The 13,067-nt window shown below is 36.6% G+C and carries 12 protein-coding genes; 10 read left to right on the top strand and 2 right to left on the bottom strand.

Features of this window, described 5'->3' with window-relative positions; all coding sequences use genetic code 11:
- Position 1: 1 nt before the first annotated feature.
- From trpA to gpmA, 8 genes are all read left to right on the top strand, one after another.
- Positions 2 to 775, top strand: coding sequence for a tryptophan synthase subunit alpha (gene trpA / locus BQ5338_RS08650; RefSeq protein ID WP_071146405.1), 774 nt, complete (start codon positions 2 to 4; stop codon positions 773 to 775).
- Between the two features lie 192 nt (positions 776 to 967).
- Entirely contained in the window at positions 968 to 2,014 is a 1,047-nt protein-coding gene (locus tag BQ5338_RS08645) for an asparaginase (RefSeq protein ID WP_071146858.1), read from the top strand.
- Positions 2,015 to 2,320: 306 nt separating this feature from the next.
- Positions 2,321 to 4,681, top strand: coding sequence for an LruC domain-containing protein (locus BQ5338_RS08640; protein WP_071146404.1), 2,361 nt, complete (start codon positions 2,321 to 2,323; stop codon positions 4,679 to 4,681).
- A gap of 189 nt (positions 4,682 to 4,870) precedes the next feature.
- The gene (locus BQ5338_RS08635) at positions 4,871 to 5,236 is read left to right on the top strand and encodes a response regulator (RefSeq protein WP_071146403.1); all 366 of its coding nucleotides are present in this window, start codon (positions 4,871 to 4,873) and stop codon (positions 5,234 to 5,236) included.
- 9 nt (positions 5,237 to 5,245) lie between these two features.
- On the top strand, positions 5,246 to 6,385 hold the full coding sequence (locus tag BQ5338_RS08630; protein ID WP_071146402.1) for a sugar transferase: 1,140 nt from the start codon (positions 5,246 to 5,248) through the stop codon (positions 6,383 to 6,385).
- Entirely contained in the window at positions 6,378 to 7,286 is a 909-nt protein-coding gene (locus BQ5338_RS08625; protein ID WP_071146401.1) for a glycosyltransferase family 2 protein, read from the top strand. Before BQ5338_RS08630 ends, BQ5338_RS08625 begins: the two co-directional genes overlap by 8 nt.
- A gap of 15 nt (positions 7,287 to 7,301) precedes the next feature.
- On the top strand, positions 7,302 to 7,928 hold the full coding sequence (locus tag BQ5338_RS08620; RefSeq protein WP_071146400.1) for an acyltransferase: 627 nt from the start codon (positions 7,302 to 7,304) through the stop codon (positions 7,926 to 7,928).
- Positions 7,929 to 8,203: 275 nt separating this feature from the next.
- Positions 8,204 to 8,893, top strand: coding sequence for a 2,3-diphosphoglycerate-dependent phosphoglycerate mutase (gene gpmA, locus BQ5338_RS08615; RefSeq protein WP_071146399.1), 690 nt, complete (start codon positions 8,204 to 8,206; stop codon positions 8,891 to 8,893).
- A gap of 142 nt (positions 8,894 to 9,035) precedes the next feature.
- Here gpmA and BQ5338_RS08610 read toward each other — a convergent pair whose 3' ends face one another.
- On the bottom strand, positions 9,036 to 9,644 hold the full coding sequence (locus BQ5338_RS08610) for a response regulator transcription factor (RefSeq protein WP_071146398.1): 609 nt from the start codon (positions 9,642 to 9,644) through the stop codon (positions 9,036 to 9,038).
- Positions 9,634 to 10,338, bottom strand: coding sequence for a hemerythrin domain-containing protein (locus BQ5338_RS08605; RefSeq protein ID WP_071146397.1), 705 nt, complete (start codon positions 10,336 to 10,338; stop codon positions 9,634 to 9,636). Before BQ5338_RS08605 ends, BQ5338_RS08610 begins: the two co-directional genes overlap by 11 nt.
- A 195-nt stretch (positions 10,339 to 10,533) precedes the next feature.
- Here BQ5338_RS08605 and fldA point away from each other — a divergent pair, with 195 nt between their 5' ends.
- Both fldA and hcp read left to right on the top strand, forming a co-directional pair.
- Positions 10,534 to 11,043, top strand: a complete 510-nt coding sequence (gene fldA / locus BQ5338_RS08600; protein ID WP_071146396.1) for a flavodoxin FldA — start codon at positions 10,534 to 10,536, stop codon at positions 11,041 to 11,043.
- Between the two features lie 255 nt (positions 11,044 to 11,298).
- Positions 11,299 to 12,930 (top strand): hydroxylamine reductase, encoded by a 1,632-nt coding sequence (gene hcp, locus BQ5338_RS08595; RefSeq protein ID WP_071146395.1) that lies wholly within the window; start codon positions 11,299 to 11,301, stop codon positions 12,928 to 12,930.
- Positions 12,931 to 13,067: the final 137 nt, after the last annotated feature.

The raw sequence follows: 13,067 nt of genomic DNA, 5'->3' as shown, positions 1-13,067 counted from the left end.
AATGAACAGAATTAATCATTTATTCAACAGTAATAAGAAAGATCTTCTATCTATCTATTTTTGCGCAGGACACCCTACGCTCGAAGGAACTGTAGATGTTATTCGCGCATTAGAGGCAAACGGAGTAAACATGATAGAAATAGGCATACCCTTCAGCGACCCTATGGCCGACGGCGTTGTGATACAAAATGCTGCCACTAAAGCATTAGAGAACGGAATGTCTCTTAAGATTCTTTTTGAGCAATTGCGTAACATCCGTCGCAATGTGAAAATTCCATTAATATTGATGGGCTATCTAAACCCAATCCTTCAGTTTGGCTTTGAAAGCTTTTGTCGGAAATGTGTAGAAAGTGGCATCGATGGAATGATTATCCCCGATCTTCCTTTTAAAGATTACCACGAACGCTATCGTTTGATAGCAGAACGCTACAGTTTACGCATAATAATGCTCATCACTCCCGAAACTAGCGATGAACGAGTACGCGAAATAGATGATCATACAGACGGATTCATTTATATGGTCTCTTCAGCATCTACTACAGGAGCCCAACAAGATTTTGATAGTCAAAAGCGTGCATACTTCAAAAGAATTGAAGACATGAAACTACGTAATCCTCGTATGGTCGGCTTTGGGATTAGCAATAAAACAACATTCAGAGCTGCATGCGAATTTGCTACAGGAGCTATAATAGGCAGTCGCTTTATTACTTTGCTAGATGAAGAAAAAGATCCGGAAAAAGCTATTGTGAAATTAATTCAGGGACTTAAAGACTAAAATGTCTGATTAGGCAAAACATAGATTAATATCTATAGGCGCAGATTATTATATAATTAATAGTAATCTGCGCTTTTTTATTAAAAACTCATCCAGAAACAAAGCTTATAAAAGTAATCACTCATATATTTATTTCCAGACTCCTTATTAAATCGTATATTTGCACACGAATCAACAGAAACAACCATGTATATGATTACTAAATACCCTTCAGTTTTATTAATCTACACCGGTGGAACAATCGGAATGATCGAGAACTCAGAGACTGGTGCTCTGGAAAATTTTAACTTCGATCACCTACTTAAACATGTACCGGAGCTCAAAAAATTTAATTATCGAATAGCGTCCTATCAGTTTGATCCACCTATTGATTCTTCAGATATGGAACCGGCTTTTTGGGCAAAGTTGGTAAAAATAATCAATTACAATTACGATTATTTTGATGGTTTTGTCATTTTACATGGCACAGATACTATGGCTTATACCGCATCTGCCTTGAGTTTTATGCTTGAAAATCTAAACAAGCCAGTTATACTCACAGGTTCACAACTACCCATCGGCACACTCCGTACAGACGGAAAAGAAAATCTGATCACCTCCATCGAAATTGCCGCAGCAAAGAACCCCGATGACACTCCTATGGTACCAGAAGTTTGCATCTTTTTCGAAAATCATCTAATGAGAGGCAATCGGACGACCAAAATTAATGCTGAAAATTTCAATGCTTTTCGTTCTTATAACTACCCACCGCTGGCACGAGTAGGCATACATATTAAATATGAGTCTAATCTAATTCGCAAACCAGACACAACAAAACCTCTAAAACCTCATTTCCTGTTCGATACCAATGTTGTGATACTCACACTATTTCCGGGAATACAAGAAAGCATAGTCTCTGCCCTGCTGCATGTGCCCGGCCTCAAAGCAGTTGTACTAAAAACCTTTGGATCGGGCAATGCCCCACAGAAGGAATGGTTTATCCGTGAATTAAAAGAAGCAAACGATCGGGGCATCATTATAGTCAACATCACCCAGTGTTCTTCAGGAGCTGTAGAGATGGAGCGCTATGAAACGGGCATTCAGCTACTTCAGGCTGGCGTGATTAGTGGTTATGACAGTACTCCCGAGTCGGCTCTCACAAAACTGATGTTCCTATTAGGTCATAAATTAAGCAACCAAGAAGTAAGATACAAAATGATTTCGTCTATTTCGGGAGAAATAAGTAAAACAAAGCATTAGCAATACTTTCAATGCCCGTATAAAATAGATCTCTATTGGCAGTATAGACAGAATATACAACTTTAGTAAATTTCAAATTAACAGTATATATCGTATAATCCATAAATAGAATGATTAAGGGTATTTATTGCTTTCTCATTCAAAGTTGTCATATTCATCCATTTAAAACATAAAATAAGTTAACTTAGTCAACAAAACGCAATATTTTTCATTATTCAATTAAAGATTTGTCGTAATTTTGTCGCATACTCATAAAAGAACAAGATTATTATAGTCTTTATAACTAAACATTTAGAGTGAATTGATATGAAAATTACAGCAAAACAAGCAATTGCCATCGTGTTATTAGCACAATCTACAGCCTTTATTAGCTGTATTGACTCTGAAAAAGATGTCTATGATTCGAGCATAAAAACAGAAAATCCACTAGGCGACCTCTCTGCTCCTAACGGATTTGACTTCTCTACGACAGTAACCAGCAAAGTAACTGTGGATGTTAATGATGAATATAGCGGACAGTACTATTATACTGTGAAAATATTCGATAATAATCCATTAGCCACTGATACTATAGTTAATACATTAGCAGCTGGAGTAGCTAAATCAGGAGAACCATATTCTACTGAAATAGTGGTTCCAAAAACTCTTGGACACATTTATGTTCAACAAACTGACCCAAGAGGAAGAAGTGTTATTAAACAGTATCCGGTTGCTGAAAATATTTCATGCAATTTCAGCACAACAACTACTAGCACAAAAGCAAGTGTAGCCACTCGATCTGTTTCGACCAGAGCTACTGTAACTATGCCAGACTATACAACAATTCCTACTGGTGCTACCGAAATTAACAGTAGTAATTCAGGCACTGTATTACAAGCTAATAGTAACTATAAAATTACAGGTACTTATAATGGAACATTCACTCACTGGGGAACGTTTAGTGGTATAAAATTATATATATCAGGCACATGGAATATTCCATCAGATTTCGCCGTACAATCAGGTCTAGAAGTTATAGTTATGGCTGGTGGAGAAATAGAGACTACGCATACTTTACAATTTGTAAATACTTCATATCTAACGATAATGTCTAGTGGAACAGTAGATGTTAATATTCTGACATTAAGTGATACTGGCAATGAATTTAAAAACTGGGGAACGGCCAATATAACAAATACTTTTACAGCGAGCTCTGGTGCTTTATTCTACACTAAAGGCACTATTAAAGCTAAAAATGCGTCCTTCAATAGCACTTCACCTATACAAAATGAAGGAGTAATTACGCTCAGTGGCAAACTATCAATACCCTCAAACTCGACATTAACCAATAGTGGAGAAATATCTGCCGCTGATATGGAGACCAACAGTGATGCAGTCATTACAAATGATGGGAAAATGACTTTTGATAAAATAACTAATTGGAATAAGAGTATCATTTATAATAATTGTTATATTGAAAGTAAGTCTACAGCAAAGATTAGCGGTTCTACTGTTAATTTAAACAAAGGCTATATTAAAGCACAAGACTTGACTATAGATGGAGCCATTATAAACTTCAGTAATGGTTCAATGCTTGAAGCAACAAATACATTAAACCATACAACCAATGCAGATACTTACAATGGAGGTTCTACTGATTGGTCCATACTGAAAGCTCCGACTATGATGGGACAAGGATTTTCATACAACGGTAATCTAATGGTAGAAGTGGATAACCATCCAGCATTGAGCCCATGGTGGAACAATTATTATCTAAATAGTCCTGCCCAAATGGCCGCATATGGCACATCAAGCATTATTATTGAGGTTTGCACAGGAACAGTTAATGGAGGTAATCCAGGAACAGATCCTACGAACCCCACATTCCCAATCAGTGTCGAAGATAACACTAATTATACCTATATATTCGAAGATCAATGGCCTCTATATGGAGATTATGACATGAATGACCTCGTGTTAAAACTAAACAAAAAAACGATAAAAGTAAATAGTAATAACACTGTAAAAGAAATTAAGTTCGAAATAGAGCTTGAGGCTACTGGAGCAACTAAAGTATTAGCTGCCGGCTTACAATTGGATAATGTTTCAGCTTCTAATATAACTCAGGCTGTAGAATACAATAAGCAGCCTACCACTCTATTTGATTTCACGTCAATGAATATTGAGAAAGGACAAACTAAAGCTGTTATTCCATTATTTGCTGATGCCCATAAGTTATTAGGCAGTTCTACCTATACCTTCGTAAACACTGTAGATGGAAGTAGTAATAATGTAAACGACACACCTAGTATTAATGTCTCAATCAAATTTGATAACACAACTCTTACTGCTGCCGATTTTGCTAATAGCAAATTAAATTTCTTCATTATCACAGATGGAAGAAGCGATAGTAGAAAAGAAATTCATGTAGCTGGCTATAAACCTACAGATAAAGCTAACACAACATATTTTGGTAACAATAATGATGGTTCTTCTGTATCAAGCAATAAATATTATATTAGCCAAGACAATCTTGCATGGGGAATCATTGTACCTAAAGACTTTAAATATCCTAAGGAATATAAAAAAATCACCGATGTATATAGCAAATTCTCTAATTGGTTAAAGACTGGTGGCGCTCAAGACCAAGATTGGTATAATACATTTGATTCTAATAAAACGTATTAAAACAAAATTCCAATATAAAAAAAAACGGGAAAAGCTTTTCCCGTTTTTTTTTATGCGTATAACACTAACATTCTGAACAAATATCGAAACCAATCTATTAACTTTTAAAAAGATTATATATCTTTGCGAGTATACAGAACAAGCATAGTATAACCATCGAAGGAAAAACATCAAATCTCTGATATTATCATGAAGAAAAAAATTGTACTTATTGACGATAAAGCCTCTATTGGTAAAGTTGTATCTATTTATCTCAGTGCAGAATATGATTTCACTTATTTTGAAAATCCGATCAAAGCTATCGAGTCCTTACAAAAAGGGGAAATGCCCGATCTAATAATCTCTGATATTCGTATGCCTGAAATGAGAGGGGACGAATTTCTTAGCTACATGAAGAAAAATGAATTATTCAAGTCAATTCCCATCATCATGCTGTCTAGCGAAGAAAGTACTACTGAAAGGATTAGGCTATTAGAAGAAGGAGCTGCAGACTACATACTAAAGCCCTTTAACCCGCTTGAGCTAAAAGTACGAATTAAGAAAATAATAGAGTAAAACTCATCTATGCAATACCTCATATACATTGGAGAAAACAGCAAGACTATTGAACATTATTCTAAAATGTCCGAAGGTATATTTTGTGCCACATCTTCGTGTACCAAAGCGACAAAGCTGATTGATAGTATAAAAGAAAAAGATGAAATATCACTCTTGTATGAACAAAAGACACTTCATAAAGACCTTTCAGATATTAGCTATCTGAAGAAAAAATATCCTAGAATTTATATGATATTGGTCACAGAGTCGCTGGAGAAAGATGAAGCTTTAAAATATCTAAAAGCAGGAATATGCAACACGATTTCTTCTCTGGCCGATAAGGAATCTATCCATTTTTTAAGTGAATATATAAACAAAAGAAAACTAAACGCAAACAAACGGGATAAGAACGTTTCTATTCAAACGTTTAAACTCCCCCTCTGGAAAAGAATATTTGATATTCTGTTTTCTTGCACAGCACTGATTTGCTTGTCACCCATCTTAATTTTCACTGCAGTTGCTATCAGGCTAGAAAGTAAAGGAAGTATTATCTACAAGTCAAAACGAGTTGGCAGTAATTATCTAATTTTCGACTTCCTGAAATTTCGTTCTATGTATACCAATGCCGATAAACGATTAAAGGATTTAAATTCTCTTAATCAGTATCAATTAGAAGAAGCCTCGCAAGACTTTTCCGAAGAAAACAAAAAACTCTTAAATGAAGAGATCGTTCTTGTGTCTGACGATTTTTTGATATCCGAACATGACTATATTAATCAAAAAAGTATAGAAAAGAAGAATGCCTTCATGAAGCTGGAAAATGATCCTCGAATTACGAAAGTGGGACATATCATAAGGAAATATAGCATAGATGAATTACCGCAACTCATCAATATTCTGAAAGGAGATATGTCTATTGTCGGCAATCGACCTTTACCTATCTATGAAGCAGAACTACTAACCAGTGACGAGTATATAGATCGTTTTATGGCTCCCGCAGGACTTACAGGATTGTGGCAAGTTGAAAAGAGAGGAGAATCTGGCAAATTATCGGCTGAAGAGAGAAAACTGCTCGACATACGATATGCAAAAACGTTCTCTTTCTGGTTAGATATAAAAATAATTTTGAGAACTCTAACTGCATTCATTCAAAAGGAAGATGTGTAAAGATCCCTCTTGTCCTCTGATATCTATTGTAACGATTAACTACAATGGTCTAAATGACACATCCGAGCTAATTGAATCTATCCAAGCCTACATACATTCAACTAGCTACGAAATCATTGTGGTAGACAATGCATCTAAAAAAGACGAAGCATCCTTACTTAAAGAGAAGTATCCAGTTGTAAACGTAATTGCCAGCCCAAGTAATCTAGGTTTTTCAGGAGGAAATAACTTAGGTATTAAACAAGCTAAGGGAGAATTCATTTTCCTCCTAAATAATGACACTTACATTACAAGTGACTGTTTTCACTATTTAATAGACAGTTTCCAAGAAAATCCTTCTGCCGGAATGGTATGCCCAAAGATATGCTTCGCAGCCGGAAAACAAAACATTCAATATGCAGGCTACACCACATTAAGCAATATTACGCTAAGAAATAAGGCCATTGGCTTGGGTGAAAAAGACAAAGGGCAATATAATCTCCAATATAAAACAGCCTATGCGCATGGGGCTGCGTTAATGATAAGAAAAAAAACAATAGATCAAATAGGTCTAATGCCCGAAATATTCTTTCTTTATTATGAAGAAATTGATTGGAGTACAAAATTAAAAGAGGAAGGATATGAAATATGGTATAATGGTAATTGCACCGTATTTCATAAAGAAAGCCAAAGCACCGGACAAGAGAGCCCATTACGAACCTTTTATATGATGCGTAATAGACTATTGTATGCTTGGAGGCATAAAAGAGGGATAACGAAATGGTTATCAATCGTTTATCTGAGTACCATAGCAGCAAGTAAAAACAGTATTCAATTCATGACGAAAGGAAGAGCAGATCTTGCCGCAGCTACTTATAAAGGAATCATTGCATTCATCAATATACCCCATAAATTAAAGTAAAAACCTTATAGCAACATGAATCTATTTACTTTAAAACAAAAAATAAATAGCCATCCGATTTTGAAGGAGATACTTCACCGCCTCATTATGCACCCCACTAAGGCGAGACCTCAATGGTGGATTCGACTGTTCTACTTCATCTATCTCAAACGAGGCAAAGGATCGGTTATTTACCATAGTGTACGCAAAGATCTGCCACCCTTCAACTTATTTTCTTTAGGGAGTTATTCTGTAGTCGAAGATTTCAGTTGTCTGAACAATGCCGTGGGTGATTTAATCATTGGCAACTATACGCGCATTGGGTTGAGAAATACAATTATCGGTCCGGTTACCATCGGAGACCATGTTAATCTGGCACAAAATATCACTATAAGTGGCCTCAATCATAACTTCGAGAAGGTAGACGTACCTATCGACGGACAAGGTGTAACAACGGACCCTATCACTATTGCTGATGATGTTTGGATAGGGGCTAATGTAGTGATACTTTCGGGAGTAACAATCGGGACACATTGCATTGTGGCTGCCGGCAGTGTAGTGAAACATTCCATCCCTCCTTATTGCGTCTGTGCAGGAATCCCCGCTCGCATAATCAAAAGGTACAATTTTGAAACCCAGATGTGGGAGAAGAATCCCCAATAAGCTACCACGTAACTACATATAGTTAGTAAAAGGCTAAAATATACCATATAAAAGGGATTGCGTACTATGTATAATCCCTTTATCTTTGCACTATCAGAATTTAATTAATTAGTCATAATTTTATTACGTAGCCACATAAAATAAAATTAGATAAATCCCGCCGAAGTGATTTCGTCGGGATTTTATTTTTTCTAACATTAGTTAACAAAAGCTAAAAAACAATCTTTTCTCAGAGATGTTATATATAAGTACAATTATTAAAGATAGAACCAATTATGAAGAAACTAATTTTAGTAAGACATGGCGAAAGCCAATGGAATCAACAAAATCGTTTTACCGGATGGGCCGACGTAGCTCTCAGTGAAAAAGGAGAAGAAGAAGCCCGTAGAGCCGGACAATTAATAAAAGAAGCAGGAATAACATTCGATATAGCGTTTTCATCAGTACTAAAACGGGCTATTAAAACTCAACATCTTTTGCAAGAGGAAGCTGACCAGATGTGGATACCTGAAATCCATCATTGGCGATTGAATGAACGTCATTATGGTGCACTGCAAGGCCTCAACAAAGCGGAAACAGCCGAGAAATACGGTGATGAGCAAGTTCATATATGGAGAAGAAGCTATGATATTGCTCCTCCCATGCTACCTGTTGATGATGACCGGTCCGCCTCTTTAGAATCTAAATATCAGAAACTTGACCAAAGCATGCTTCCTTTGGGAGAATCATTAGAACTTACTATCAATCGTGTACTTCCTTTCTGGTATGACAGCATTGCTCCTGCTCTGCTCGATGGAAAAACTGTGCTTATAGTCGCTCATGGAAATAGTCTTAGAGCACTAATAAAGTACCTGGATAGAATTAGTGACGAAGAAATCGTAAGTTTAGAAATACCAACAGGTGTTCCTCAAGTCTATGAACTTGACGATACATTAAATCCGGTGAATCACTACTATTTGAAGTAAATAATCAAAAAAAGCCAAGCTACACGACTTCTTACAAAAAGGGAGCAGTGTACTTGGCAATTGCTATATTCTCCTGTGCGAAAGAATTTCATGTTATCCTCCGCCAAAACCATGAAGAGATTCCAAGAAAGTCATAAGAACCTTATAAATTCTGTATCTCTCCTATTTCGATTAGCTTATTAACGATTGCATAAATAGTTAGGCCGGCGGCACTATGTATTTGTAACTTCTTACTAATATTTCGTCGGTGAGTAATCACTGTATGAATAGATAAAAAAAGTTGCTCAGCAGTTTCTTTATTGGTCATCCCTTTGACTACACAAACCACTATCTCTTTCTCACGCTGGCTTAAAGTTTCTTGATTATCATTCTCCTCATCCGGTGCAATATTTTGTAAACGACTAATTTTATTTGATAAAGTCTCCAAATCATCACAAATAGATATTGAATCATCATATTTGGTCAATAGGGCAGAATCTATGAATGAACTAATCAGAGCCACTAGACGAATACCTTTTCCCGAAGCTTCATCACGAAAGCGAGCTACATCAAAATAATTGCCAAACGCTGGGTTTACAATCAAAATATCTGGCGGTTGAGTACGCAAACAGTCATTTAAAGCATCAGTAGATCCTAATTCTACCGGCTGAATTTTAAGATTCGGTAACCTCCTCAGAACAACGGTCAATCCACTACGGATAATAACAGATGTTTCTGCAATGCCAATCCGAATTGTTTCGTTATTTTTCATCATTACCAAGCCTCCTTTCGAGTTTCAAAATAGCAGGAACAAACAGATAATCCTCCACCTTACAATGTGAGTCCAGTGCTTCTTCGCAAGCAAAAATATCGAAAAGAGCAGCATTCAATAAATTATTGTTTGCTTTCGAAGGACAGTACTTGATGATAATATTTTTCAGTTCCGTAAGTTTCTCGCTAATGAGCTCGTGATGCTTAGAAAAAGTACATATCTGATAATTTTTCTGGGTCTTATTTTGAAGCAAATCATCGACATATCTAAAAACCGTTTTCTCTTCATATTCCATATGTCTTCTAACCTCACGCACATATATGTCAAAGAAGTTAAGAATAAGAGATACTACATCTTTCTCTGAATAATCAATGGAATCAATTAATTTCCGACGTATACTAGGTAACGAAAAATCAAGAAAATAAAGATGAGTCTGTCGGAGGTAATCGACCAAAGCCGGTATGGATATATCTTCAGTTTCATCATTCATCCGAGAGAAGCCTTCTTCTACAAAATTCACTACTGTAAGAAATGTAGAATAATCTACATTATTCATAGTACAAACCTCTTTCACTGTTTTGTCGCCAAAACCTAAAGACAATCCAAAACGACTCATTACTTGTAATAATGAATAGTTATTGCAAATGAGATCGCTCATCTTGTCCGTAGGTTTATATTTCTGCAATTTGTTCATAAAATACCTATTTAATATTAGCACAACAAATTAACACATTATTTTGTGCGCACACAATCACCATTATTAGGTATTTTTTTCCGTAATCACTATAAATGATTACCGGCAGGTCAATAAATCACTATAAATAGTGATTCTCCACCTCTTCGAATTAGTGTATCTTTGCAACATAATAATAAAAAAACAAATTAGATCATGAATAAAATAGGTATATTTTATGGTTCTACTACCGGAACCACTGAAGAAATAGCGCGCAAAATAGGAGAAAAATTAGGTCTTGCTAAAGCAGATATACATGATGCAGCTAAAATAAAAGAAGAACTCGTTAAGGAGTATGATATCTTATTACTAGGTACATCTACTTGGGGAGACGGTGAGTTACAAGACGACTGGTATGATGGCGTAAAAGTGCTAAAAAAAGCAGGTATATCTAACAAATATGTTGCTTTATTCGGTTGTGGAGATTCAGAATCATATAGTGATACCTTCTGCGGCGGCATGGGAGCTCTTTATGAAGAATTGAAAGATACTGGTTGCACATTCTGCGGAGCAACAGATATCGAAGGATATTCTTTTGACTCATCAGAATCTGTAGTAGATGGCAAATTTGTTGGTTTGGCTCTGGATGATGTAAATGAGGATGACAAAAGCGACGAACGAATTGATCAATGGATTGAAACACTTAAAAAAGAATGTTCCAAGTAACCCTAAAGATTATATTTTAATTTTTCTTGTTTAGCTTGTATGTTTTTGTGTAAAGAGCTACCTCGTAAAGAGGCAGCTCTTTTACTTTAGAGAAAAGAACTATCAGCTAAAGGGAGGAAATTGTGTTCTTTTTAAGCTAAGAATAAGGCTATTGATCTAAGAAAACACCCTTCTTGTAACCTTGGTTACAAAATAACTCTCCGCACCGCTCTATCTTTGCATTAAAGTTACTAAAACACTTAATACGTAAAGATTATGAGTATGTTCTGTTTTCAATGTCAAGAAGCCGCAAAAGGTACCGGCTGTATACTAAGTGGTGTGTGTGGAAAAACGCCAGAAGTAGCCAATATGCAAGATCTTCTATTGTTCGTAGTGAGAGGTGTTGCAGTCTATAATCAAGAGCTTCGCAAGATAGGAAAACCTTCTGCAGAGGCTGATAAATTTGTATTCGATGGCCTTTTTATCACCATCACCAATGCCAACTTCGACAAAGCAGCCATTATAGAGAAAATAAAGAATGGACTAGTTCTGAGAAACAATCTGGCACAAAAGATAACGTTATCCAATGCACCGGACGAATGTACATGGAACGGGACCGAAGAGGAATTTGAAGAAAAATCGCAAAGCGTGGGTGTACTTCGTACTCAAAATGAAGATATACGTTCATTAAAAGAATTGGTGCACTATGGCATTAAAGGTATGGCCGCTTACGCAGAGCATGCCTATAACTTAGATTCGGCCGATCCTGAAATCTTTTCATTTATGCAACGTGCATTAGCCGAAATCACTCGCGAAGATATTTCTGTCGATGAATTGATTGCTCTTACATTGGAAACCGGAAAATACGGTGTAGTTGCTATGGCTCAACTAGATGCCGCTAACACCAGTCATTATGGCAATCCGGAACTATCCGAAGTTAACATCGGCGTACGCAACAATCCGGCAATACTTATCAGTGGACATGATCTGAAAGATTTAGAGGAGTTACTGCAACAAACTGAAGGAACAGGCATTGATGTGTATACGCATAGCGAAATGCTTCCTGCTCATTATTATCCACATCTGAAGAAGCACAAACACTTGGCTGGAAACTACGGAAACGCTTGGTGGAAACAAAAAGAAGAATTTGAAAGTTTCAACGGTCCCATTCTCTTTACTACAAACTGCATCGTACCTCCCACTTCAAAAGCAGCTTATAAAGATCGCATCTACACAACCGGCGCTTCGGGTTTAGAGGGTGCAATACATATCCCAGAACGTAAAGATGGTCAACCGAAAGACTTCTCCATTATTATAGAACACGCCAAACGTTGTCAGCCGCCGGTAGAGATAGAAACGGGGACTATAGTAGGTGGTTTTGCCCATGCACAAGTGTTGGCTTTAGCTGATAAAGTGGTAGATGCTGTGAAGAGCGGAGCTATCAGCAAGTTTTTTGTTATGGCGGGTTGCGACGGACGGATGAAGAGTCGTAGTTATTATACTGAGTTTGCAGAGAAGTTACCAAAAGACACAGTGATTCTCACAGCAGGTTGCGCTAAATACCGTTACAATAAACTGCCGTTGGGTGATATCAATGGCATCCCACGTGTGCTCGACGCCGGTCAGTGTAATGACAGCTATTCCCTTGCAGTAATCGCCATGAAGTTACAAGAAGTATTCGGGCTAGAAGATATCAATGACTTACCCATAGTGTATAACATTGCCTGGTATGAACAAAAAGCTGTTATTGTGTTACTGGCTTTACTTCACTTAGGTGTGAAAAAAATCCATCTGGGTCCTACCCTACCGGCTTTTCTATCTCCTAATGTAGCCCAAGTGCTTGTCGATAATTTTGGCATTGGTGGCATCAGTACGGCCGACGAAGACATTGCAACGTTTTTAAGCTAAAGTAAACATGCAAGAGGAAATTGCAAAAGTATGGTTCAAGAAAGTTTGCACTCAAAATAGCAGATGGACTTAAACTATTTTGTATACGCATTTGGACTAAACAGCAAGAAATGTTTAAATTTAAAAACGCCTTTACA

Origin of the sequence: Bacteroides ihuae (assembly GCF_900104585.1) — a bacterium.
Lineage (GTDB): Bacteria > Bacteroidota > Bacteroidia > Bacteroidales > Bacteroidaceae > Bacteroides > Bacteroides ihuae.
This window is presented reverse-complemented; position numbering and strand designations above follow the sequence as displayed.